Origin of the sequence: Providencia sp. PROV261, assembly GCF_028477945.1 — a bacterium.
Lineage (GTDB): Bacteria > Pseudomonadota > Gammaproteobacteria > Enterobacterales > Enterobacteriaceae > Providencia > Providencia stuartii.
In genome coordinates this window covers 221,548-245,835 of sequence record NZ_JAMPMC010000013.1, presented here as the reverse complement: position 1 = coordinate 245,835, position 24,288 = coordinate 221,548, and the positions used below count along the sequence as shown (strand labels likewise).

General features: G+C 42.1%; 21 protein-coding genes and 1 pseudogene. 10 read left to right on the top strand and 12 right to left on the bottom strand.

From position 1 onward, the window contains the following. Positions 1–198 precede the first annotated feature (198 nt). Positions 199–363: a hypothetical protein gene (locus PR675_RS09635; protein WP_014658269.1), complete on the top strand. Its 165-nt coding sequence runs from the start codon at positions 199–201 to the stop codon at positions 361–363. Here PR675_RS09635 and PR675_RS09630 read toward each other — a convergent pair. The 4 genes and pseudogenes from PR675_RS09630 to pth form a co-directional block, all read right to left on the bottom strand. Beyond that, complete coding sequence (locus tag PR675_RS09630) at positions 360–977, bottom strand: Fic/DOC family protein (RefSeq protein WP_014658270.1); 618 nt, start codon at positions 975–977, stop codon at positions 360–362. The genes PR675_RS09635 and PR675_RS09630 overlap by 4 nt on opposite strands. A 172-nt stretch (positions 978–1,149) precedes the next feature. Further along, a pseudogene (locus tag PR675_RS09625) lies at positions 1,150–2,326 on the bottom strand (tyrosine-type recombinase/integrase). Positions 2,327–2,541: 215 nt separating this feature from the next. Continuing rightward, positions 2,542–3,633 carry a redox-regulated ATPase YchF gene (gene ychF / locus PR675_RS09620; protein ID WP_004919376.1) on the bottom strand — a complete coding sequence of 364 codons (1,092 nt, stop codon included), beginning with the start codon at positions 3,631–3,633 and terminating at the stop codon, positions 2,542–2,544. 122 nt (positions 3,634–3,755) lie between these two features. Next, positions 3,756–4,346 (bottom strand): aminoacyl-tRNA hydrolase, encoded by a 591-nt coding sequence (gene pth, locus PR675_RS09615; RefSeq protein WP_004919378.1) that lies wholly within the window; start codon positions 4,344–4,346, stop codon positions 3,756–3,758. Positions 4,347–4,644: 298 nt separating this feature from the next. Here pth and ychH point away from each other — a divergent pair, with 298 nt between their 5' ends. Further along, complete coding sequence (gene ychH / locus PR675_RS09610) at positions 4,645–4,917, top strand: stress-induced protein YchH (protein WP_004919381.1); 273 nt, start codon at positions 4,645–4,647, stop codon at positions 4,915–4,917. A 324-nt stretch (positions 4,918–5,241) separates the two neighbouring features. On the opposite strand, the gene prs is transcribed toward ychH, so the two are convergent. The 3 genes from prs to lolB all read right to left on the bottom strand — a co-directional run bounded on the left by prs (position 5,242) and on the right by lolB (position 7,791). Next, positions 5,242–6,189 (bottom strand): ribose-phosphate diphosphokinase, encoded by a 948-nt coding sequence (gene prs, locus PR675_RS09605; protein ID WP_006661866.1) that lies wholly within the window; start codon positions 6,187–6,189, stop codon positions 5,242–5,244. Between the two features lie 64 nt (positions 6,190–6,253). Continuing rightward, entirely contained in the window at positions 6,254–7,129 is an 876-nt protein-coding gene (gene ispE / locus PR675_RS09600) for a 4-(cytidine 5'-diphospho)-2-C-methyl-D-erythritol kinase (protein ID WP_004919385.1), read from the bottom strand. Continuing rightward, positions 7,126–7,791 (bottom strand): lipoprotein insertase outer membrane protein LolB, encoded by a 666-nt coding sequence (lolB, locus tag PR675_RS09595; protein ID WP_042116548.1) that lies wholly within the window; start codon positions 7,789–7,791, stop codon positions 7,126–7,128. The genes ispE and lolB overlap by 4 nt, the downstream gene beginning before the upstream one ends. Positions 7,792–8,320: 529 nt before the next feature. Here lolB and hemA point away from each other — a divergent pair. From hemA to PR675_RS09565, 6 genes are read left to right on the top strand one after another with little or no spacing between them, the layout of a single operon-like run. Next, positions 8,321–9,583 carry a glutamyl-tRNA reductase gene (gene hemA / locus PR675_RS09590; protein WP_004919391.1) on the top strand — a complete coding sequence of 421 codons (1,263 nt, stop codon included), beginning with the start codon at positions 8,321–8,323 and terminating at the stop codon, positions 9,581–9,583. Positions 9,584–9,614: 31 nt separating this feature from the next. Further along, a complete protein-coding gene (gene prfA, locus PR675_RS09585; RefSeq protein WP_004919392.1) occupies positions 9,615–10,697 on the top strand; it encodes a peptide chain release factor 1 in 1,083 nt (360 codons plus the stop codon). After that, on the top strand, positions 10,697–11,542 hold the full coding sequence (prmC, locus tag PR675_RS09580) for a peptide chain release factor N(5)-glutamine methyltransferase (RefSeq protein WP_036940091.1): 846 nt from the start codon (positions 10,697–10,699) through the stop codon (positions 11,540–11,542). Before prfA ends, prmC begins: the two co-directional genes overlap by 1 nt. Beyond that, positions 11,542–12,351: an invasion regulator SirB1 gene (gene sirB1 / locus PR675_RS09575; RefSeq protein ID WP_004919394.1), complete on the top strand. Its 810-nt coding sequence runs from the start codon at positions 11,542–11,544 to the stop codon at positions 12,349–12,351. The genes prmC and sirB1 overlap by 1 nt, the downstream gene beginning before the upstream one ends. Before the next feature lie 44 nt (positions 12,352–12,395). Then, positions 12,396–13,250 (top strand): 3-deoxy-8-phosphooctulonate synthase, encoded by an 855-nt coding sequence (gene kdsA / locus PR675_RS09570; protein ID WP_014658273.1) that lies wholly within the window; start codon positions 12,396–12,398, stop codon positions 13,248–13,250. A 12-nt stretch (positions 13,251–13,262) separates the two neighbouring features. Next, a complete protein-coding gene (locus tag PR675_RS09565; RefSeq protein ID WP_040133088.1) occupies positions 13,263–14,165 on the top strand; it encodes a TIGR01212 family radical SAM protein in 903 nt (300 codons plus the stop codon). A gap of 221 nt (positions 14,166–14,386) precedes the next feature. On the opposite strand, the gene dauA is transcribed toward PR675_RS09565, so the two are convergent. The 5 genes from dauA to PR675_RS09540 form a co-directional block, all read right to left on the bottom strand. Next, positions 14,387–16,075 (bottom strand): C4-dicarboxylic acid transporter DauA, encoded by a 1,689-nt coding sequence (dauA, locus tag PR675_RS09560; protein WP_004919397.1) that lies wholly within the window; start codon positions 16,073–16,075, stop codon positions 14,387–14,389. 641 nt (positions 16,076–16,716) lie between these two features. Then, positions 16,717–18,057, bottom strand: a complete 1,341-nt coding sequence (locus tag PR675_RS09555) for a phosphatase PAP2/dual specificity phosphatase family protein (RefSeq protein WP_036940096.1) — start codon at positions 18,055–18,057, stop codon at positions 16,717–16,719. Positions 18,058–18,243: 186 nt separating this feature from the next. After that, positions 18,244–20,010, bottom strand: coding sequence for a bifunctional alpha/beta hydrolase/class I SAM-dependent methyltransferase (locus PR675_RS09550; protein WP_053110883.1), 1,767 nt, complete (start codon positions 20,008–20,010; stop codon positions 18,244–18,246). Continuing rightward, positions 20,007–20,642, bottom strand: a complete 636-nt coding sequence (locus tag PR675_RS09545; protein ID WP_004919403.1) for a CDP-alcohol phosphatidyltransferase family protein — start codon at positions 20,640–20,642, stop codon at positions 20,007–20,009. The genes PR675_RS09550 and PR675_RS09545 overlap by 4 nt, the downstream gene beginning before the upstream one ends. 453 nt (positions 20,643–21,095) lie before the next feature. After that, the gene (locus tag PR675_RS09540; RefSeq protein WP_004919404.1) at positions 21,096–21,911 is read right to left on the bottom strand and encodes a helix-turn-helix domain-containing protein; all 816 of its coding nucleotides are present in this window, start codon (positions 21,909–21,911) and stop codon (positions 21,096–21,098) included. A 151-nt stretch (positions 21,912–22,062) separates the two neighbouring features. Between PR675_RS09540 and PR675_RS09535 the strand changes: the two genes are divergently transcribed. Beyond that, positions 22,063–23,013 (top strand): 4-hydroxyproline epimerase, encoded by a 951-nt coding sequence (locus PR675_RS09535; RefSeq protein ID WP_004919407.1) that lies wholly within the window; start codon positions 22,063–22,065, stop codon positions 23,011–23,013. Between the two features lie 9 nt (positions 23,014–23,022). After that, positions 23,023–24,270: an NAD(P)/FAD-dependent oxidoreductase gene (locus PR675_RS09530; RefSeq protein ID WP_060560580.1), complete on the top strand. Its 1,248-nt coding sequence runs from the start codon at positions 23,023–23,025 to the stop codon at positions 24,268–24,270. Positions 24,271–24,288: the final 18 nt, after the last annotated feature.

Sequence of the window (24,288 nt, the reverse complement as noted above, 5' to 3'; positions counted from 1 at the left end):
CTCCCCATTGGGAGCATGTTTTTTATACGTCAAAGTATTCATATAATGAAGTATTAAAGATAGCCAAGGATAGAGCTAAAAACAGTGGTTTTTAAATTGATATCTAGCTTTAAGGTTATAGTTTCGCCATAAGATCTATGTTGCCATATCAACCAACGATGATAAAATGCACTATCGTCAGTTTGAAGTGAGACTACCATGAAAAAGAATGAATTAATTCAAGCAACAAGACCAACTCGTACTCAACTCATTCGATCGGTAGCAACCTCTACAGCGATTGAAACAGGGCAGGACTCCCGTCGCCTTGAAGAAGAGATGAAAGCTAAGCGTGAGAAGTTCGGGCATTTGAAACTGGCGATTTAGTTCTCTTTCAAGGCTTCATTAACCCAATATTTCATGGGTTCATAGTTAAGGTTTAGCCCTGCGTGGATTGCTGCAATGTATTGCTCGGGTTGTTGAGTCCAACTTTCGTAGTCTAACGGTTGAAACCCAGCTTGTACCGCCATCACATCGGCGAGTAAGCGCGATAAGCGCCCATTTCCTTCCCTAAACGGATGTATCAGAATTAACTCCACATGCACTGTGGCAATAGCTTCTATGACCTGTTCTCGGCTCATATTGGTGCAAGGCGTGTACTTCGCTAGATACTCTTTTTCAAATTGAGCAAGTAACTTTGCAACACGACCCGCAGGGGCAAACATAAAGCCACCTTTGCTAATATTCACTGTGCGTAATTGACCAGCCCACTCGTAAACATTCCCTAACCATTGGCGGTGCCAACGCTGAATAAGAGATACAGTAATTTGCTCAGTGGGGAATTGTTCTTCAAAAATGACTTGATACAGTTTTTCTAACAGGACAAGCTCTGCATCATTGATATCATCAACGTTTGAAAGTCCTAGCTTGTTAGCCAGTACCTCTTCATCAGAGCCGTCAGCAAATTTTCCTTCGCTGTTAGATACATCATATCTATTCATTTAAGCGTGTTCTTTTGGTGTGGGTATGAATTTTGTACGTTATCATGCTAAAAACATCAAATAAATAATAACTACCTATAAATCAACGGATTAATTAAGTGTAGGTTAAATTGTAGATTTTTCTAAAAAATTCATAAATATCGTTATATTTCAACTCTAACACACCCATGCATCATGGTTTTAATTCAAAATTGGCTCGTTTTACCCAAATATCAAGTTTATCAGCCCAATCTTGCATCATGATTTTGCGCTCTTCAAGATAAGTTGCATGGTTATATGAATGTCTAACACTATTTGAGTCCATATGGGCTAACTGTGCTTCGATAGCATCAGGTCTATATCCAAGCTCATTTAATCGTGTGCTGCCTGTTGTGCGTGTCGCATAAGGGCTATATATAGCACTCCAACCTCTCGTTTTAAGAAATTGCCTTAGTGAGTTGGTAGACATCGGTTTTATGACAAGAATCCCGACCGGGAAATAAATGTTTACGGCTGCCAGTAAAACCATAAAGAGATTTTAGAATCGCAATAGCTTGTGTAGGTAGAGGAACAATATGTTCTCTTCGTGCTTTCATTCGCTCAGCTGGAATTGTCCAAAGTGCATTATCAAGATCGAATTCAGACCATTTAGCCTCAGCGACTTCAGATGGACGAGAAAGCGTCCACCACAATAGTTCAGTTGAAAGGTGCCACGGCTATTATCAAAGTTATTGAGTAATTGACCTATTTGATCTGTAGTGAGGGCTTTTTTATGTTGAGTTTTGTTTGCTGGGAGAGCTTTTCTTATTGCCCATACAGGATCGCTATCAGCTCTTAATGTGGCAACAGCAAATTCAAAAATCGAAGATATCGTCCGTTTAGCTTCAGCAGCAACTGTTGGAGCACCTCTTTGAACTTCACGCTGCAATATTTTGAGAATATGGTGAGATGTAATTTCTCTTATTGGTCATTGCCGATAGAAGGAAATACAATGCGCTCCAACATATCAAGGCGACGGTATTTTGTCACATCAGCCTAATCTTTCATTTCAACCATTCTTTTGAGATGATTTGAAATATATTTGCAGATTCGTTCGCTTTTCTGATCTTGTCTAGTTGCTTAGCTTGTGTTGGATTAATTCCTTCTTATACGAGTTTTCTGGCATCATCACATTTAGATCTGGCTTCAGCTAGTGTTATTAATGGGGAGTGACCTAATGCAAGCATGCTTGATTTTCCATTTAGTTGAAAACGGAATCGCCATGCTTTTTTACCATTAGGTTTCATTTTAAGGTACAAACCGTTGAATTCATTGATACGATAAAGTTTTTCTTTAGGTTTTGCAGTTCTGCATTTTGTATCAGTAAGCATAATAAGTTCAACTAGTTATGTAAGTTGATATTATTATGCTCACTTAAAAAGGGAGGATAAATAAGTTGTACCCAGTTACATACTCATTTAGTCACGAGCTTTTATGAAACTTAATGAGGCATAAAAAAGCATAAAACCCAGTTAATATCATGAATTTTATGCTGTTTTATTATGATTTGATACTTTGTGAAATAATATAAGGCTAAAGCGCTGGCTTACACATTAAACAAGAAGTTCAGCACATCGCCATCTTGAACAATGTAATCTTTACCTTCTGCACGCATTCTACCGGCTTCTTTAGCGCCTTGCTCACCGCGGTATTTAATAAAATCATCAAATGCGATAGTTTGAGCTCGAATAAAGCCTTTCTCAAAGTCAGTATGGATCTTACCGGCGGCTTGTGGGGCTGTTGCACCGACAGGGATCGTCCATGCGCGAACTTCTTTCACGCCAGCAGTAAAATAAGTTTGTAGGTTCAATAACTGATAACCTGCACGGATCACGCGGTTTAAACCAGGCTCTTCAATGCCAAGATCTGCCATAAACTCATCACGCTCCTCATCTTCCAATTCAGCGATATCTGATTCGATAGCGGCACAAACAGGAACGACGACAGAACCTTCTGATTCAGCAATTTTATTTACCGTATCTAAATAAGGATTATTTTCAAAGCCATCTTCATTAACATTCGCAATATACATTGTTGGTTTGAGTGTTAAGAAACTTAAATAACGGATCAGTGCTTTTTCTTCTGCGCTAAGATCTAAAGTACGCAGCATGCCTGCGTTTTCAAGATGGGGTAAGCACTTCTCTAATACTTCTAATTCTGCTTTAGCATCTTTATCGCCACCTTTTGCACGCTTTTGTATGCGATGTATTGCGCGTTCACAGGTATCAAGGTCAGCGAGCGCTAATTCGGTATTGATAACCTCAATGTCCTCAGCAGGGTTAACTTGACCTGCCACATGGATGATATTGTCGTTTTCAAAGCAACGCACTACGTGGCCGATAGCTTCCGTTTCACGGATATTAGTCAGGAACTGGTTACCTAAACCTTCTCCTTTTGAGGCGCCTTTGACTAAACCCGCGATATCAACGAATTCCATCGTAGTTGGTAGAATACGTTGTGGCTTTACAATTTCAGCCAATTGGTCAAGACGTGGGTCTGGCATTGGCACAACGCCCGTATTCGGCTCAATTGTACAAAAAGGGAAGTTGGCTGCTTCGATGCCGGCTTTGGTCAACGCATTAAACAGTGTAGATTTACCCACGTTAGGCAGACCAACGATACCGCATTTAAAACCCATATGTTTCTCACCTTAAAAATAGCAAGGGGCAGGCGAGCGCTGCTCCTGAATGTTAGAAAATTGGCGCTGATTATACACAAAAAGTTGTTTTTGATGAAATGAACTCTTTACGTACACTGATTTTACGCTGTTGCTTTAAAACTATGTAGGCGATTTATCGCTTTATCCATCCCATCACTAAGTAAGATATCTGTGCACCTTAAGGACTCATCAATCGCTTCATCGATAAGTTTTTGCTCAGATGCAGGTGGTTTGCCTAAAACAAAACCAACAACTTTGTTTTTATCGCCTGGATGACCAATACCTATGCGTAAACGATAAAAGTTTGGGTTATTACTAAACTTGTTTTGAATATCCTTAAGACCGTTATGCCCACCATTACTGCCGCCTAATTTCATTTTTGCAACACCGGGGGGTAAATCTAATTCATCATGCGCGACTAAAATTTCATCAGGGTTAATGCGATAGAAGTTAGCAACAGCCAGAACCGATTTACCACTCAAATTCATAAAGGTGGTTGGAACAAGTAACCGAACATCGTTGCCATTAAGGTTGATACGGGCGGTATAACCGAAAAATTTTGCTTCTTCTTTTAAAGATTGGTTATGGCGTTCGGCAAGTAAGTCAACATACCATGCTCCAGCATTATGACGAGTTTGGGCGTATTCAGCACCTGGGTTGGCGAGGCCAACAATTAGTTTTATTTTGCTCACGGCTAATTATTCACTGTCAGTTAAGTCAAAAAATTATATCTAGTTTACCTTGTGATAGGGGGATGTACAAAATTGAAATAGGGCAATGAGGGGGTTATTTAGTTTCGTATGAAACTATTCGGGAAAAATATTTTTAAAAAAAGCATCTTTTGTACAGAAATTATGGGAAAAGTCTCACCATGTGATAGCCATCGCAAACAATTTTACTTATTACACTATAATAATCATATAACAATATAATTTTTTCGAATATTTCAATTATGCTTTGCTTATCAGTCTACTGAGATAGGAGGTAGATATGAAACGTAAAACAGCAGTTTTGGTTGGTAATATTTTGATGGCGTTAGGGCTAATCGTTATGATAGGAAGTATTGCACTGAACCTATCTTCCCATATATTTAGTCTCAATTTACCGGACATGATCACAATGGGCTCCTTGTTTGGCATCTTTGTTGGTGCGATGATCTGGTTAACTGGAGCGAGAATTGGCGGTAGAGAAAAAATTGCTGACCGTTACTGGCTAATAAAACATTATCCACATTCAAATAAAGATAACCATCGTTATCCATAATATTTGTTTTTAATTTATGTGGTACTAACAATATTAGTTGATCTTATTTAGCAACGAAGGGTGATTTCATATTTTAGATAATCACTCTTTTGTTTTTTTATTCACCTCTAACTCTCTCTTCTTTCGTGCGTATTTTATCACCATGGCAATATGAAAAATTAAGCCAACGAGGTTACCTATAGGCTATGGTGAGTAAAAATGAATGGATAAATAAAGCCCCTACGGTTGATATTCAACCGTAGGGGCGCTACTTAAATTATGACATTTCTTTGATTTTCAAAGCAATATAGAAAAACGAGGTATTGCTACCTCGTTAATTAATTCTTAGTGCTCGAACATCGCAGAAATTGACTCTTCATTGCTAATACGGCGAATTGCTTCGGCCAGCATGCCTGAAAGTGTCAGCGTGCGAACTTTGTTCAATGCTTTAATTTCAGGTGAAAGAGGGATTGTGTCACAAACAATGACTTCATCAATGACTGAATTTTTGATGTTGTCTACGGCATTACCTGAGAAAATCGGGTGAGTTGCGTATGCAAATACGCGTTTTGCACCACGCTCTTTCAGAGCTTCAGCCGCTTTACACAGCGTGCCACCAGTATCTATCATATCGTCGACTAAAATGCAGTCACGACCAGAAACATCACCAATGATGTGCATCACTTGGGAAACGTTCGCGCGAGGACGACGTTTATCGATGATTGCCATATCAGTGTCATTTAACAGTTTCGCAATTGCTCTAGCACGGACGACGCCGCCGATGTCTGGAGATACAACGATTGGGTTTTCCAAATCTTTCTGCAACATATCTTCCAGAAGAATAGGGCTACCGAATACGTTATCAACAGGAACATCAAAGAAGCCCTGGATCTGCTCAGCGTGTAGGTCAACGGTGAGAACACGGTCAACACCTACACTGGACAGAAAATCGGCAACAACTTTAGCGGTGATTGGTACACGGGCAGAACGTACGCGACGATCCTGTCTAGCATAACCGAAGTAAGGGATAACAGCGGTAATACGACCAGCAGATGCACGGCGCAGCGCATCGACCATAACAACCAGTTCCATCAGGTTATCATTGGTTGGTGCACAGGTTGACTGGATGATAAAGATATCACCACCGCGAACATTTTCATTAATTTGAACACTGACTTCGCCGTCGCTAAAACGACCAACAGCCGCGTCTCCAAGATTAGTGTAAAGGCGGTTAGCAACACGTTGTGCTAGTTCCGGTGTAGCGTTACCAGCAAAAAGCTTCATATCGGGCACGAGAAAAACCTCAGGCTTGCGTCCAGAGAGATATTGTTGACCAATAACCGATGCTAAATCGTTATTATTGGTGCAATACACGGGTTATCCCAGCGCGGAATTTGTGCAACGGCGATTCGTTCACCCCTTGAGCGACGAAACCATGCACCCACGATGGGGCTTTATTTAACACCTTAAGGGCATCAGCTTGTGTTTCAAATTCAGAAAAAACACAAGCACCTGTCCCTGTAAGGCGAGACGGGGCATATTCTAACAGCCAAGAAACGAGCTGTTCAACCTCACGAAAACGTTTTCTTGCAATTGGTTCGCAATCATTTGCGTACGGAGCCAGTAATAATGCGGCTAGTGAGCGTTTTGGAGAATTTCGATTTAATTGCGGATCTGTGAAGATCATCGGAGTTGAGATTTCAATTCCTGGATGTGCAACCAGATACCATTTCTCTTTAGGCGAGGCTGGAGTCAAAATTTCACCTATTCCTTCCGCAAAAGCGGCATGGCCTCGCACAAAAACGGGAACGTCTGCTCCAAGGCTTTTACCTAGCTCCGCTAACACGTCATCACTCACTGCTGTTCCCCAGTGAGTATTTAATGCAATAAGTGTGGTGGCCGCATTGGAAGAGCCTCCACCGATACCGCCGCCCATTGGCAATATTTTATTGATTTTGATATCTGCCCCGAGAGGTTCTGAATAGCCTAAAGTATCACGGCAGTAGTGTTGTAATAATTTTGCGGCTTTGACGATTAAGTTTTGTTCTGGTTCTACTCCCTCCATTGGCGTGAGTAGATTGATGTGATCGTCTGCCCGCGTGGTGATGGTAATGTCGTCACCGTAATCAAGAAATTGAAACAGTGTTTGTAATTCGTGATAGCCGTCTGCTCGACGGCCTGTGATATAGAGAAAAAGGTTCAATTTAGCAGGGGAAGGCCATGTTAACGTCATTTTTGTAAAGTCCAGCTATCCATTTTTAGCTTAATTAGGCGCGAACCCTGACGTAATTCAAGGTTGCTTGGTAACATTGGAGTGGTATTCATATTGTAAGAAAGATAGTTAAGCTGCCACTTTTCACCATTGGTTTGCTGTAATGTTACAGATTTTAGGAGGTGGTTTTTATCCAGCGTAAATTGTGTTGCGCGCCCAGGTGAGCCAGTTAACCAAGCGGTCAGGTCCTCAAGCGGGATCTCCATGCCAGTAAGTTGATAAATCAGCTCGGAAGGAACATCACTCATATGCGTTTGCCCATCTTTTGTGGTTAAACGCGCTAAATCAGGTTCAACGGTGAGCTCTAACTCGCGGCTGCCGAGTGGGTTTGTCAACAATAAACGATATTTTTCAGGTGTATACTGCTGCCAGAAGAATTTAGCATAGGTTTTACTACCATCAAATTCATAGGCAAAAGAACCGCGAGTTTGATAATTGCGAAGTGCGTTGACTTCTTGTAAATGGGTTTTCCATTGTGGATCAGACGCGGAACCTGTACCAGACGTTGTTGTTTGTTGAGTGGTCACACAAGCCGTCAGCAATAAGCAAGAAAGCGGCAATAAACGCCAAAAACGCTTTGCGGTGGAAGGAGCGAAACAAGACCAAGTAGTGAACAGTTGCATAGCGACTCTCAAAAATCATTGAGTAAAAAGTAAATAGGTTTTATCAAAGCTGATACCCACTGAAGTGTAACGTGTTATTGCAATTTAGAAAAATGACTCACTGGATAATATGGTGCGACAGTGGGCAAAATATTGCGTTAAAACAGCTAAATGATCAATCGGATTGAAGAAGTTTTGCCTATTTATACAATTGGTCAATGAGTATCGATAGTTTGATTCATCAGTTGACAGATGACAATCGCAGCATATCTCATTGATATTGATAATTTCTTAATAAGTATAATAAAAAAGGGTACATCTCCGATATAAAGCGGTGTAGAATAGCAATACTAATAGTGTTGAATTCGGCTAAATCGTCAGCAGTTTTCTATGGAAAAAGTTTGGTAGTGATCATCTTTATGGTTTTCATTATTCGCGGGGCATAGAAAGCGGGGCGGAGATCATCTACAATAGTCGATAAACAAATAACAGTAGTGTGGTTATACTACTGGATAAATAATTAGCAATGTGAGCAATGTAGTTAAGCACAATGACCCTATTAGCCCTAGGCATTAATCATAAAACGGCGCCAGTAGCCCTTCGTGAACGGGTGGCTTTTGGACCAGAAAAAATCGACCATGCTCTTGAGGAGTTGCTTAAGCAACCTCAGGTGAGCGGTGGCGTTGTGCTGTCGACCTGTAATAGAACTGAGTTGTATTTGAGCCTTGAATCACAAGAACAAGCTCAAGAACAGCTTATCCAGTGGTTATGCAAGTTTCACAATATTACAGATAAAGATTTAAAACCGAGTCTGTACTGGCATGAAGGTGACCGAGCAGTCAGTCACCTTATGCGGGTTGCAAGTGGGTTGGATTCTTTAGTTTTAGGTGAACCGCAAATCCTTGGGCAGGTTAAAAAAGCGTTCGCCCTTTCTCAAGACAACCATTCTTTGTCGAGCGAATTAGAGCGTTTATTTCAAAAATCATTTTCTGTCGCTAAACGCATTCGTACCGAAACAGAGATCGGAGCGAATGCGGTTTCTGTTGCATTCGCCGCTTGTACATTAGCAAGGCAAATTTTTGAGTCACTCAAACATTTGAATATTTTGTTAGTGGGAGCAGGGGAAACAATTGAATTGGTGGCACGCCATTTACGCGAGCATGGTGTGCAGAAGATGATGATCGCTAACCGTTCTCGTGAAAGAGCGGAGTTATTAGCTAATGAGGTTAATGCGGAAGTGATCACGCTGTCTGATATTGATACACGTTTGGCTCAAGCCGATATTGTGATCAGTTCAACAGCAAGTCCGTTACCGATTATAGGCAAAGGCATGGTAGAGCGTGCGATGAAAGTGCGTCGCAGCAAACCCATGTTGTTAATTGATATTGCGGTTCCTCGTGATATCGAGCCTGATATTGAAAAACTCAGAGATGTTTACCTGTATACGGTGGATGATCTTGAGTCGATAATTCAGCAAAACCTTGCTCAGCGCAAAGCCGCAGCGGTTGAAGCAGAATTTATCGTGGAACAAGAAAGCAGCCATTTCATGGATTGGTTGCGCTCGCAAGCCGCAGTGTCTACAATTCGCGATTACAGAGCGCAGGCTGAGGCAATCCGCGCGGGGATGACAGAAAAAGCACTCGCGGCAATTAGTCAGGGTGCAGACCCTGAACAAGTTATTACACAACTTACCCAACAATTGACCAACCGCCTGATCCATGCACCAACAAAATCTTTACAGCAAGCCGCTGGAGATGGTGACTTGGAACGCCTGAATCTACTTAGGGACAGCTTAGGGCTGAACCATCAATAACCACATTTTAATCATGGGTCTGATATAACGAATGAAGCCTTCTATTGTCGCAAAACTGGAAGCATTACAGGAACGCTATGAAGAAATTCAAGCACACCTCGCCGATGCAGGTGTGATTGCTGATCAGGGACGCTTTCGTGCCTTATCAAAAGAGTATGCTCAACTGACAGATGTCGCCAAATGCTTTACGGCATGGCGGACTGTTCAGGAAGATATCGAAACAGCAGAGATGATGTTAGATGATCCTGAAATGAAAGAGATGGCTCAAGAAGAGCTAAAAGAAGCGAAAGCGCGCAATGAAGAGCTTGAACAGCAATTACAACTGTTGTTGCTGCCAAAAGATCCTGATGATGAATACAACTGTTTCCTTGAAATTCGTGCAGGGGCTGGTGGAGACGAAGCGGCTATTTTTGCGGGTGATCTATTCCGTATGTATAGCCGTTATGCCGAGGCTAACCGCTGGCGTGTTGAGTTAATGAGCACTAGTGATGGTGAGCATGGTGGCTTCAAAGAAGTGATTGCAAAAATTTCCGGTGAAAGCGTTTATGGTCGCTTGAAATTCGAATCTGGTGGCCATCGTGTACAACGTGTGCCAGAAACGGAATCACAAGGACGTATTCATACATCGGCTTGTACCGTCGCTATCCTTCCTGAATTACCGGAAGCGGAATTACCTGAAATCAACCCAGCAGATTTACGTATTGATACATTCCGCTCTTCGGGAGCGGGTGGACAGCACGTTAACACAACTGACTCCGCAATCCGTATTACCCATATTCCAACGGGTATTGTGGTTGAATGTCAGGATGAACGTTCACAGCATAAGAACAAAGCAAAAGCGATGTCTGTATTAGGTGCTCGTATCCGTCAAGCAGAAATGGATAAGCGCCAAGCCGCTGAAGCCTCGGAACGACGTAACTTATTAGGTTCTGGTGACCGTTCTGACCGTATTCGTACCTATAACTTCCCTCAAGGTAGGGTGACCGATCACCGTATCAATTTGACGTTGTATCGTTTAGATGAAGTGATGGAAGGGAAGCTGGATGCGTTAATTCAGCCGATTATCAACGAATATCAAGCAGATCAACTGTCTGCATTGTCTGAGCAAGATTAATGCAATACGGCGAGTGGGTTGACCAAGCAGTCGCAAGGCTGCCGATGAGTGATAGTGCTAAACGAGATGCGGAAATCCTGCTTCAACACATTACAGGGCGGAGTCGTACCTTTATTTTTGCATTTGCAGAAACAGAGTTAACACAGCCTGAGTATGAAGCACTTGAATCACTATTATGTCGTCGTGAGCAAGGTGAACCCATCGCCTATATTATTGGTGAGCGTGAATTTTGGTCATTGCCTTTATTTGTCTCGCCAGCCACTTTGATTCCCCGTCCTGATACTGAATGTCTAGTTGAACAGGCCCTAGCACGGCTTCCGGCTCAGCGCTGCCAAATACTTGATCTTGGCACAGGGACAGGCGCTATTGCTTTGGCGATCGCCTCTGAACGTCCAGACAGCGTGATTATCGGTGTTGATTTTAATCTGGATGCTGTTTCTTTAGCACAGCGTAATCAGCAACGTCTGGCGCTTAACAATGTACAGTTTCTACAAAGTGATTGGTTTACCTCACTGTCTTGCCAACATTTTGATATGATTGTGAGTAATCCACCTTATATTGATGGAAATGATGACCATTTGCAGCAAGGCGATGTTAGATTCGAACCTTTAACCGCTTTAGTGGCAGATAATCACGGACTGTCAGATTTAGACCATATTGTGTCTACATCGAGATCATACCTTAACCCACAAGGTTGGTTACTTGTTGAGCATGGATGGCAACAAGGTGCCGCAGTTCGTGAGTTATTCAAACAGTATGGATATAGCAATATTGAAACCTGTCTAGATTATGGTGGCCGAGATAGAATTTCGCTTGGGCAGTGGAATAAATCAGTGGAAATGTGATGAAAACCATAGCAAATATTGAATTTAACAAAATACCTTTGAGTGAAGGTATTATGATAGTTTCCCAAAGTATTCGTATCGATTTTCCTCTTATGCAAGTACAGGCTCGATTGGATAGCTTGGTTGAAGCAGCCAAAGCGGTTATTGATTTACAAGCGGATAATGAAAGTAAAATTAATCAACTAATAACGCTTTTTTATCATCAATGGCAATTTGGTGGTGCTGACGGCATCTATGCATTATCCGACATGCTTTGGCTAGATAAAGTCTTAGCAACGAAGCGTGGAACACCGGTCTCTTTAGGTTCCATTTTCCTTTATATTGCTGAGAAATTAGAGATTGATATCGAACCTGCCGTGTTTCCAACTCAGCTGTTATTACTGGCTCAGAAAGAGGATGGTTCACAATGGTTTATTAACCCAGTCAATGGGGAAACCTTGACATGGCATACGCTCAATTTGTGGCTTAAAGGAACCGTGGATCCCTACTCTGAGTTGGGTGAGGATCAACTTGATGTTGCGGAAAACAGTGTGATCATTCGTAAGTTATTTGACACGCTGAAAGCCTCTTTAATGGAAGAGAAAAAAATGGAGTTAGCGTTAAAGGTCTGTGAGACGCTATTAACGTTAGATCCTGAAGACCCTTATGAAATTCGCGACCGTGGATTAATTCTTGCACATTTAGATTGTAACCATGTGGCGTTGAATGATTTAAACTATTTTATTGAACACTGCCCAGAAGATCCTATTTCTGAAATGATTAAAATTCAGATATATTCATTAGATAATCATCCAGTAGTGTTACATTAATTTATGCACAGACAGCAAACTGTCTCGATATGAAAGGTAAGAGCATGCAACAGAAAATGGTCAGCATTGGTGATATCAAAGTCGCAAACAATCTCCCTTTTGTTCTTTTTGGTGGAATGAATGTCCTTGAATCCCGTGATATGGCAATGCAGGTGTGTGAGCACTATGTCACAGTGACGCAAAAGCTAGGCATTCCTTACGTATTTAAAGCGTCTTTTGATAAAGCTAACCGTTCATCAATTCATTCATATCGTGGCCCAGGCCTTGATGAAGGGATGAAAATCTTTCAAGAGTTGAAAGAAACCTTTGGCGTGAAAATCATTACTGATGTGCATGAGCCATCTCAAGCTCAACCTGTTGCTGAAGTGGTGGATGTTATCCAATTACCTGCATTTTTAGCTCGTCAGACTGATCTGGTTGCAGCAATGGCGAAAACTGATGCCGTGATCAATATTAAAAAACCACAGTTTATTAGCCCGGGCCAAATTGGCAATATCGTAGAAAAGTTCATTGAAGGTGGTAATGATAAAGTCATCTTATGTGATCGTGGCGCTAATTTTGGTTATGATAACCTAGTTGTTGATATGCTTGGTTTTAATGTCATGATGCAAGCTTCAAATGGTTGTCCAGTTATTTTTGATGTTACCCATTCGCTGCAATGTCGTGACCCATTTGGCGCTGCTTCTGGTGGTCGTCGTGCTCAAGTGGCTGAATTGGCCAGAGCAGGCATGGCAGTTGGGTTAGCAGGGCTATTCCTTGAAGCGCATCCAGATCCTGACAGTGCTCGTTGTGATGGCCCGTCAGCACTACCACTTGCTAAATTAGAGCCTTTCTTACAGCAAATCAAAGCGATTGATGAGTTAGTAAAAAGCTTCCCTGAGTTAGATACGAGTCGTTAATCTCGGTTTGCAATGCAACTGAACCAAGTTGTCTCCATGTTCGGCGCTGATCTTCAGCGCCGTTATGGCGAGAAAATTCACAAAATAACATTACATGGTGGTTTTAGCTGTCCGAACCGCGATGGTACTCTTGGGCGAGGTGGTTGCACCTTTTGTAATGTCTCCTCTTTCTCTGATGAAACGCAATCGACTCAATCGATTAGTGAGCAAATTCGTCATCAAAAAGCCAAAATCACGCGAGCCAGCCGCTATCTAGCCTATTTCCAAGCCTATACCAGCACTTATGCTGAAGTGTGTTTACTACAGCAGTTGTATGAGGAAGCTCTTAAGCAGGCGAATATTATTGGATTATGTGTTGGCACGCGTCCGGATTGTGTGCCACAAGACGTGCTCTCTTTATTAAGTGGCTATCGAGAGCATGGGTATGAAATATGGTTGGAATTGGGCTTACAAAGCGCACATGATAAAACACTTCATCGCATTAACCGAGGGCATGGTTTCGCCGAATATCAAAAAACCGTAACGAAAGCAAGGCAACTCGGACTTAAGGTTTGCACGCATCTTATTTGTGGCTTACCGGGTGAAAGCACTTTAATGAATATGCAGACATTAGAAAAAGTGCTGGAGTGTGGTACGGATGGGATCAAATTACACCCTTTGCATATTGTTGAGGGGAGTATTATGGCGAAAAGTTGGCGAGCAGGGCGATTAGCGCCGATGACCTTAACTGACTATACCCAAGTGGCTGGAGAACTGATCCGCTATACACCTACCGATGTGGTTTATCACCGTATTTGTGCCAGTGCGCGCCGACCAACATTATTAGCCCCAGAGTGGTGTGAAAACCGCTGGTTAGGCATGAATAGTCTATACCAATATCTACTCACACATGGTGGACAAGGCTCCGCACTTTAATGGTTATTAATAAGCCGAGTATGGTTTCTTATATTGTTAATACTAACCATTGAAAATAGAGATCTGTTGGTGGTAGAGGAGAGATGGTTAGGCATGTGACAGGGTAGCAGTCACAAACAACGTAACTCAGCATACCCCGTCAGAGATTATTTAGCGTTTGTTCCTAGATTAGCATTATAAATTAGCCACTCCCGCGCTTTTTGGTTGTGGCTCATTTATGGTTATTTGGAATCAAGTTCCTCGAGAGCTTTATCAATCGAATTATGGAAACTTAACACTCCCTCAATAGGCGTTACACCAGCGCGCGCCAAGGTTTTAAGCGGCTGGAATGGAATGTCACAAATAACGATATGCGTGTCTTTTTTGACTATGTCGATAAATTTCTGGAATGCTTCTAACCCGCCAGCATCAAGTACAGGCACCGCATCCCACTGCATGATGATGGTTTTATAACCTTCACTTTTGACCCTTAATTCATCAAAGATACGCTCTGCCGCGGCAAAAAACAGTGGGCCGTTGATACGAACCACTAAACGGCTTTTGGCTTCATCGGTTTCTGCTAATTCACTGATCCGAGTCATATTAGCAATACGGCGCATAAACAGCAGTGAGGCGAGAACAATCCCTACAGTGATGGCAATGACCATATCGAAAAGCACAGTAAGAGACATACACAAAAGCAAAACAATGATGTCATCTTTAGGCGCGCGGCGGATCAGGTCTATCACTTTACGTGCGGCGCTCATATTCCATGCAACCATCAACAGCAATGATGACATCGCCGCTAAGGGCAGATAGGAAAGCATTGGGGCGAGGACCAATAACGTCAGCAAGACTAACAATGAGTGGATCACTGAGGAAATCGGCGAGGTTGCACCTGCACGAACGTTAGCTGCCGAACGTGCAATGGCGGCGGTAGCTGTAATACCACCAAAGAATGGCGCTGCGATATTACCAAAGCCTTGCCCGATAAGTTCACTGTTAGAGTGGTGTTTCTTGCCTGTCATATTGTCAAGAACAACCGCACATAGCAGCGACTCGATCGCGCCAAGGACAGCCATCGAGAAAGCCGCGGGCATCAATGCGGTGATCATCGACCAGCTAATAGGGGGGCTGCCGGGAAGCTGCCATGGCAAAATAAACTGAGGTAAGATAGGGGGGATACCGTTACCTTCTGAGCCATCGGGCAATAAATAGCTAAATTGTGAGCCGATGGTAGCAACGTTTTTATCAAACAGAGAAAGCACCCACATAACCAGTGTACCTGCTACGAGAGCAGGTAAGTGACCCGGTAACTTTAGTCCTAGCTTAGGCCATAAAATTAAAACGAAGAGTGTCACTAAACCAATCAAAGTATCGCTGAATTGGAGTGTCGGCAAAGCGTTGACTAAGGCGATAACTTTATCGACATAGTTTTCAGGAACATATGCCATTTGTAAGCCAAAAAAATCTTTAATTTGCATGGTCGCAATGGTAATTGCGATACCAGAAGTAAAGCCTAGCGTGACAGAGACAGGAATGTATTCAATAAACTTACCAAAACGAGCGAACCCCATTGCAAGCAAAATAATACCAGACATTAAGGTTGCAACGAGTAGCCCACTTAACCCGAATTGCTGTGAGACGGGATAGAGAATGACGACGAAAGCGGCCGTTGGCCCTGAAACACTGTAACGTGAGCCGCCAGTGATTGCGATAACAATACCCGCGATAGCAGCAGTATAAAGGCCATATTGTGGTGGAACTCCACTTGCTATTGCCAGTGCCATTGCTAATGGAATGGCGATAATCCCAACGGTAACCCCGGCAATTAAATCTTTAATAAAGCGAGCAAATGTATATTTCTCTTTCCAACACGAATCTATTAATGCGCTAAATAGGCGCAAGCTATTAATTTTTTTTGTACTCATTGTACCCCACCAAAATAACAGGGTTAAATAACGGAAAACAGAACCAAAGGATACGCGGAACTTACACAAAAAAATCTGCTATGTGTCAATGAACTCGCAATTATCATAACGTTTACGGGTACAAAAGTAAAAAAACCTGCGAATATTCTGTATGAATATATCTAAAAATGAATTGTTGAAGTTTTTGTTATAGCGCAAGTTATATTTAAGATAGTGTGTATAATAAATTAAATTTCATTATTAATTTCCCGTTAATAATGAAATTAAAACCCACAACCAGAGTAAAATAGTCAATAATAGTGTGTAATTGAATAATCTCTTTGTGCCAGCCCAGCGCTGCTCCATAGTAGCAACGGGTTGTTTTTTAGGGAAAAGGTAATGTAGAGCAAGGTCAAAATGATAGGGCTCTTGTCGCTGGTATAATATTTTAAAAAGATGGCTGTCAAACCATAACCGGAAAATAAAATAGTGGCTCACAATAAAAAGGAGTGTGCTAATAAAGAAGGTGAGATTATCAATTAATGAGTAAATAAATAAGATAAATTGACAAATAAAAGCGAGTAGTGATGCACAACAAAAATAACGCCAACTTGTTGTAAAAATAACCATGACATCGCCACATTGTTTATCAGATAAATGATTCATGATGATGCTCGCTTTAAATAATAGTGTTGATACCAATAATGTAATTGTTCAAGAGTTGCTGAGTTTAGGATCACTTTTGGTCTGGCTTGAGTGATTAGCGCAATCGCATCATCAATCGTTTTAGATTGTTGACTATGAACTAACCATGCAGCGGCGACGGTCGCACTGCGCGAATAGCCTAATTTGCAGTGAACATAAATTGTGCCGCTTTCTGCAAGCTCATCCATTGTGTGCACGGCGCTTTCAATATCCTTTGCACTTAGTGGTAACAAATCGATTTGAGGTTGGCTACGATAATTTAAATCGTGGCTATAGGAATTGCGAGGCCACTCGCAAGTCATATCGAAAACGGCTTGAGCTTGCAAAGGATAAAGCGGGCGTCCACCCAAAATAAGTTTATCGTTAATTTTGCTAGGTTGTCGACACGCCTTGGCATAGTAATGATAAGTTCCTACGGCAATTAATCGATACGGGAGTAGCAAGAGGAGCGCCGAAGGTGACATGCTACCCATCGGAGTTTTTTGGAATACAGAAGCGCCTAGACCTAAGTAGCCAATCGCGACGATAAATAACGCAATAGCAGGCCATAGGAGTAGCCATGCGATACCTTGAAGCGTTATTGCGAGTAACAAACAGGCAAACGCCCCTAAGCCATAATTCGTGCTCATTTTAAAGCTACGACGGCTGCCGGTGTAGTGCCAGTGCCATTGGCTTTCAATAGGCAATAGATAACTAATAAGGACACCAACGGCAAAGCCACTGATAACATCAATAAAATGGTGTTGCCACGTCGTGAGGACAGAAATGAGGATCAGTAGCGACCAGCTATGTAGCAACCAATGCCATTTAGTCGGCATATGAGCTCGGAAACGTAACCACAATAGCCACAGTAAAATAATATGTAATGAGGGGGCTTGGTTATAAGGGAGGTCAAATAATTCAAGGCTATCGAACATCCAACCGGTGATACCGCTTGTGTCAGGCCGAGGGAAGCTAAATTTTAAGGGGAATAATAAAAAGCCAACACAGGCGGCTAATGAGGCAGCGATTAAGCGTAGCCCTTGGATTGTTTGCTCTCTTAAAGAGGTGCAAATAAAAAGGGATAGGCCATAAAACAGGTCAATACTCCAATAAGGGATAATCGTCCAAGGTAAAAAAGGAATATGTGTTTCCCATGAATAAACATAAGAGGGAACATTGGCTAGCGTAGACGTATAAGTGTTAACTTGCCCATAGGTAAGAAAGAAAAAAGGGGCTAAAAAGACTAACCAAAAGAAACCGTATAACCAAATTTTTCGCCGCGGCGAGGAAGGCAAGGGCTTATGTGTGGTTGTCATTCATCTATCCGTTTAGCTAGTTTAATTGATATTGAGATGGGAATTAAAAAGAGTATCGCGTTCACTCAGTGAGTTGTTGCAAGCTATTAGTATATCAGCTTTATTGAATATTAAAGGGGATAAGGTAGTGATGGTTGTCACCACCTTATCAAGCAAAATATCAGGTTCGTTTATGCTCAAATACGCTTAACGGCGTCGAGCAATAGAAACACTGAATATGCCCCAGTTATCAATTAACTGATTAAGTTTTTCGAATCCAGCTTCGTCGACAAGTGCGTCCATTTCACCTTGGCTCCGGCAACGCATCACCCATGCTTGTCCACCTTGGTGACTTGGTAAGACGCGAGCGATCATTTCAACCTGAGGGTGCCAAGGTTGGCAGGTGTAGATAAGTAGGCCACCAGAAGGGATCGCCTGAGATAAACCACTCAGTGAAGCTCGAATCAGGTCATTACTTGGGAAAAGTTCGTATAAACCACTTACGATACCAAGTGTAGGGGCTGGCGTTATGGAAGCTAAGTCATTCGTATCAAAGGCATTGCCTTCTTCAAAACGCACTTTATCTTCAAGATAGCGCTCTTTAATATGTGAACGACCTTGCTCAACATTGACAGGGCTATAGTCTCGCAGTAAGACGGACTCCACTTTGCCATAGTCATTAATAGCGTCGAAGACGTAACGACCTTGTCCGGCGGCTATATCGACAATACGCACTGGCTGGTGTTGTTCAGTTAGCTCACGAATAGCTTGTCGAATGATATTTTCGATGTTGGTTTTACGTTGGCGGATCCCTTGCCAGCCGATGCTATTGAGGTATTGCCTATCAATGATTCGGCCAAATAACCCTTTACCTTGTGCTTTATCACGGTAAATGTAGTCAAGGGTCGACCCAGAGTCAAAACCTTTGTCATAACCAATGCGGACACCTTCTGAAGCCTTGCCTAGTGTACTCATAGAACGGCTAAGTAGCTTATAACCAAGGTTTTTAGGGCACCATGCAGGCAGAGGTTGCGTTAGCTCGCGATAAGCGTCTGCACTCACGCTCCAAGTATCTTCATATTGGTAATCATGTTGATAGCGAGGAACTGAGAATAGTTTGCCAATGAATTCACGGATTTTGGCAATAGGGATATGGCGCTCTTTTTCACCCAGTGTATCGTGATAGAAGCCAGGTAAAATATGTTTCTCTTTAATGGGAGTATTAAGGCGCTCATAAAATTGATGCTGTGGTTTATGGTGTACCACATGATCACTACCAGAAATAAACAGTTGTGTTGGGAGGGTAATCGCACCTGCATCAGCCACTATTCTATCAGCAGTTTTGTACAGTTCGAGCAGGATATTAACTGCAATAGGGCGCGTAATTAATGGGTCACGGTTGAATGAGGCTATGCGGCTTTGGTCGTGAGTTAGGAATTTAGCTTTCACATATGAGTTAACATAAAACAGCCCCCGCATTTTTTGCATCAAAGCAAGTCCTGTGCGCGCAAATGGTACATACAACTTAACTTTAAAAGCTGGGGATGCTAATACCATCCCTCTAATAGGAGGGGCATAGTCATGTACCCAAGCAGAGACTAACACGGCACCAACGCTTTGACCAATGACGATAATATTTGCTAATGGTATTTGGTACTGGGATGACACATAACGTACAAATTCATCCACATCATGAATAGAGGTGCCAAGGGATGGGCTATAACCACGAGGGCCATCATTTCTGCCATGGCCTCGGGCATCCCATGCGAACATGGCGTAGTCAGGCAAGTCTAACTCATCGACAAGATGAGCAACGCGTCCTGAGTGTTCGTGGCCGCGGTGAAATAGAATAATGGCTTTATCTGTTGATTGTTCTGTTGGCCAGTAACGATAAAACAGCGGAGTACGGTCACTGGTGATAAACTGAGATTCAATGACAGGACGTTGAGTTAAATAGTCTGTCTGAGCGTTCATAATGGTTCCTTATGATGATCCGTTTGTGTATTAAGCTCACTTAAGGCCTTACGGATACGGTTGTAGCAGGTGTAAAACAGCAACAATGAAAGGACAATAAAAATAGCAGTAAACCAGTTAGAAGAAGTGATTTGGGGAAAGAGTGCGACTAATAGCCCAAAAGTACCGAAAATAAATGCACGGTCACTCTTACCGATAGGGCCATCATAGCGACGTGAAGCGCCAATAGCTTGTGCGATAACCCCAATAAACTCTGTTAATAATGACAAGAAAAGGATCAGTAAAATCCATCCAAAATCATGAGGGAACAACAAAACAAAAGGGATATACAAGGCCATATCGGAGATAACATCCCCCGTTTCATTTAATATTGCACCGAGATGACTTTTTTGGTGATGTTCACGTGCGAGCATACCGTCAATGGCGTTCAGCGCCATGCGAATAAATAAAACAAAGGGTAATAAAATAAACAGGTGTGGGTTAGGAAAAATAAATAGCAGTGCTCCGATCAAAATAGATAATAGCATTGCAGCCAATGTTACCTGATTTGCTGTCACGCCTGCGTCATAAAGCTTTTGTACGATAGGCCGTAGCAGGTTCTGAAATTTAGGTTTCAGATCATAAATTGTCATTTATTCATCCTTGCAAATTACAACCATAATGGTGCAAATATAGCGTATATGAATACGCGATTATTTTTTAGCTGCAATAAGAGCTATCCTAAGTTAGATTTCTCTCTTGTGATGATAACCTGTGTTCGTGGATATTGCCTTTCTATAATATATTGATTGTAAATGAATAATTCATTATCGTAAAATTAAGTGTTTATTTATTGTTCATTTACTTTTATGTTTCGTAATTGTAATAAATTAATTAAGTCGATTTTATAAAGTAATAGAAAATTTTAATCAAAAAGTGAATCAATAACGTAAAAAGAATGCTCAAGTGGCGTATAAAAATCATCCATTGCAGAAATAATAGTATCGCCGAGCTGGATATCATGAGTGTTGAATATCGAAAGTAAAAAAACATCTTAAAATAAGATGTTTTCTGTAATAAAACAGTTTCTATTGGGATGAGATTATTTAAACAAGTTGCTCTTCAACGCGATATCTATTGGCAATATTCAACCTCATCCGTTTAAATTGGCTTGGGGTCATTGTCGTCATTTCTTTAAATTTCCGACAAAATGCACTGTGATCAGCATAAGCACATTTTATGGATATTTCAGTAATCGAATAATCTTCTTCGAGTAATTCAATCGCATGTTCAAGACGTTTTTTTTGAATATATTGTTGGGGAGTTATGTGGAATATGGCTTTAAATTGGCGATTTAGTTGGGATAAAGACAAGCCCGATATATCTGCAAGAGTGGTTATTTTTATTGGCATATCAAAGTGTTCGCTAATAAATTGTTCCACCTGACCCAACTGCTTGTTTAATTTTTGACTGACCGACTTGACATCTTGCAAATCTACCGAAATCCCAGCCACACCAATCACTTGGTTATGCGTATTGAAGATAGGAACTTTGGTTGTGACGCACCAACCTAATATGCCTGCTTTATATAAATGCAATTCTAATTTGTTAATGACGCTGATCTTTTTTTGCATCACCAGATAATCCTGAGAGCTATAACTGCGACCTAACTCATGATGAAAAATATCTTCGGCTCGCTTCCCAATGACATCGTTAGTCGTAGCCATTTTACAGCGTTTGGCTAGGTTCTCATTAGCAAGAAGATATTTAGCATTACGATCTTTAACAAAAAAAGTGACATTCGGTAATGTGTTAATTAATGGCATGACCAGCCCGAGGTGATTTAAAAGTATTTCAATATTATCAACGGGAAACAGCATATTTTCCTGACTAATTAATAGCAGCTTATTTAAATTAATCATGCGGCCTCCAACAAGTTCAACAAATATGATTAGTTCTCTGAAATATTTTTATATTGTGCCGAATTGCGCATCAGTGAGCACGAAAGATATCAAGATCCTTTAACAAAAATCAAGCATTCTGTTAACAATTAAAGTGAGCAGAGGATGCAATATGCACAAGCGCTATACACAAATTGAGGTAATTGATTCACATACGGCGGGTGAACCAACTCGATTAGTTATTGATGGTTTTCCTGATCTTGGTAATGGCTCTATGGCATCTCGTTTACAGCGTTTAAGGCACGAGCATGACCTATGGCGTACCACCACCATATTAGAGCCACGAGGCAGTGACATTTTAGTCGGTGCGCTACTTTGCAAACCTCAAAATCCACAAGCCACTGCGGGCGTCATCTTTTTTAATAACGAAGGATATTTAGGCATGTGTGGGCATGGCACGATTGGCCTTATTGCTTCGTTAGCTTACCTAGGAACAATTACGGTTGGCGAACATACCATTGAAACGCCAGTGGGTGATGTTCAGGCGACATTGCACCCAGACGGCAGTGTCAGTATCCAAAATGTTTACTCTTATCGCTACCGCAAATCGGTCGCGGTGAAGGTTCCTGACGTGGGAATGGTGACGGGGGATATTGCTTGGGGAGGAAATTGGTTCTTTCTGGTTGAGCAATCACCGGTAGAGATACATCACCGCAATACCAAGGCGTTGACTGAAACGTGCTTAAAAATAAAAGCGGCCTTAGTTGAACAACATATTTATGGCAAAGATGACCAAGAAATTGACCACATTGAACTTTTTGCTGCGTCTTCACAGGCCGATAGCCAAAGTTTTGTGTTATGCCCCGGAGGGGCTTATGACCGTTCACCTTGTGGAACAGGCACGAGTGCCAAACTCGCGTGTTTAGCCGCTGATGGCAAGTTAAACGAAGGGGCGATTTGGCGTCAAGCGAGTGTCATCGGTAGCCAATTTGAAGCCAGTTATCTCTGGGCTGATGGGAATGGCATTATCCCAACCATTCGAGGTACGGCCTATATCAGTGGGCGTAATACCTTGCTTATCGATGAAGCCGATCCATTTCGTTGGGGGATCACGGTGTCGTGAGAGGTTGATATGGATAAGAAACGTTCAGTGATTGTTATCGGTGGCGGCATTATTGGCTTAAGTATCGCGCTGACATTACAAGCGGATGGAACAGATGTTTTGCTGGTCGAGAAAGAGCAGGTCGGCGCTGGAGCATCAATGGGGAATGCTGGACATATCGCGACGGAGCAAGTTTTCCCTGTAGCTGACCCATCAATTTTAAAATCGATTCCTGCGATGTTGTTTGATCCTCTAGGGGCACTGCGTCTCGATTGGCGTTATTTATTGCCATTGACGCCTTGGTTACTACGTTTGTTGGGAAATATGCGACATAAACCCTTTCAACGTATTCATCATGCGTTATCCACAATTAATGGTGCATCACTGGCTGCGTGGCAAGCGTTCAGCGATGACTGGCAACTGGCTGATCTTGTAAAAATTCAAGGTTCACTGCTGGTGGCAGAGAGGGAAGCTTCCTATGAAAAACTGCAAAAGCAAGGTGAGTACCTCAACTCCATAGGAGTGAAAAATCAACTATTAACTCAGGCACAACTATTGGCACGAGAGCCTGCTTTGGCTGGTAATCAATTAGGTGGGCTTTATTACCCAGATACGGGGCATGTCGTAGATCTCAATGCACTACATACTCAATTAACAAATCACTTTTTGAGATTGGGGGGTGAGTTACTTTCTCAGTGTGAAGTTACGGGCATTCATACCACTTCAGGTAATACAGTGCGCCTGACAACCTCACAAGGACAATTGGTGGCGCAGCGAGTAGTGATTTCAGGAGGCGCATTTTCTAAATCATTGGTCAAGATGGTTTGCCGTATACGTGTTCCACTTGAAACAGAGCGTGGCTATCACCTTATGTTGCCTAAAGAGACAAGTAGGTTAAGCGTTCCTGTTTCAAGTATCGATAGGCGCTTTATCATGACGCCCATGAAAGGTGGATTGCGCCTTGCGGGTACGGTTGAATATGCGGGATTGAAACGTCCAGCCAATATGCAACGTGCTCGACACTTTATTCCTCTAGCTGATCCCATGCTTAACACACCGCTAAATAGCGAGCAAGCAACTGAATGGATGGGATTTAGACCGACTCTCTCAGATTCGTTGCCAGTGATTGATAAAAAAGGACCTTATATTTTTGCCTTTGGTCATCAACACTTAGGTCTAACTCAAGCGGCCATCACGGCAAAAATTGTACATAGCTTATTCAAAGAACAGCCGACACCGATCGATTGTTCACCTTATTCCATTGAACGATTTATATAAAAGTTAAGGAGATTTCAC

Bases quoted from the DNA above. Each gene is read 5' to 3' on its own strand.
- lolB (WP_042116548.1), bottom strand. From the start codon at position 7,791: ATGCAACTGTTCACTACTTGGTCTTGTTTCGCTCCTTCCACCGCAAAG.
- ychH (WP_004919381.1), top strand. From the start codon at position 4,645: ATGAAACGTAAAACAGCAGTTTTGGTTGGTAATATTTTGATGGCGTTA.
- PR675_RS09630 (WP_014658270.1), bottom strand. From the start codon at position 977: ATGAATAGATATGATGTATCTAACAGCGAAGGAAAATTTGCTGACGGC.
- PR675_RS09635 (WP_014658269.1), top strand. From the start codon at position 199: ATGAAAAAGAATGAATTAATTCAAGCAACAAGACCAACTCGTACTCAA.
- PR675_RS09545 (WP_004919403.1), bottom strand. From the start codon at position 20,642: ATGACAATTTATGATCTGAAACCTAAATTTCAGAACCTGCTACGGCCT.
- prfA (WP_004919392.1), top strand. From the start codon at position 9,615: ATGAAGCCTTCTATTGTCGCAAAACTGGAAGCATTACAGGAACGCTAT.
- PR675_RS09550 (WP_053110883.1), bottom strand. From the start codon at position 20,010: ATGAACGCTCAGACAGACTATTTAACTCAACGTCCTGTCATTGAATCT.
- hemA (WP_004919391.1), top strand. From the start codon at position 8,321: ATGACCCTATTAGCCCTAGGCATTAATCATAAAACGGCGCCAGTAGCC.
- PR675_RS09565 (WP_040133088.1), top strand. From the start codon at position 13,263: ATGCAACTGAACCAAGTTGTCTCCATGTTCGGCGCTGATCTTCAGCGC.
- PR675_RS09535 (WP_004919407.1), top strand. From the start codon at position 22,063: ATGCACAAGCGCTATACACAAATTGAGGTAATTGATTCACATACGGCG.
- prmC (WP_036940091.1), top strand. From the start codon at position 10,697: ATGCAATACGGCGAGTGGGTTGACCAAGCAGTCGCAAGGCTGCCGATG.
- kdsA (WP_014658273.1), top strand. From the start codon at position 12,396: ATGCAACAGAAAATGGTCAGCATTGGTGATATCAAAGTCGCAAACAAT.
- ychF (WP_004919376.1), bottom strand. From the start codon at position 3,633: ATGGGTTTTAAATGCGGTATCGTTGGTCTGCCTAACGTGGGTAAATCT.
- PR675_RS09540 (WP_004919404.1), bottom strand. From the start codon at position 21,911: ATGATTAATTTAAATAAGCTGCTATTAATTAGTCAGGAAAATATGCTG.
- sirB1 (WP_004919394.1), top strand. From the start codon at position 11,542: ATGAAAACCATAGCAAATATTGAATTTAACAAAATACCTTTGAGTGAA.
- PR675_RS09555 (WP_036940096.1), bottom strand. From the start codon at position 18,057: ATGACAACCACACATAAGCCCTTGCCTTCCTCGCCGCGGCGAAAAATT.
- ispE (WP_004919385.1), bottom strand. From the start codon at position 7,129: ATGACGTTAACATGGCCTTCCCCTGCTAAATTGAACCTTTTTCTCTAT.
- PR675_RS09530 (WP_060560580.1), top strand. From the start codon at position 23,023: ATGGATAAGAAACGTTCAGTGATTGTTATCGGTGGCGGCATTATTGGC.
- dauA (WP_004919397.1), bottom strand. From the start codon at position 16,075: ATGAGTACAAAAAAAATTAATAGCTTGCGCCTATTTAGCGCATTAATA.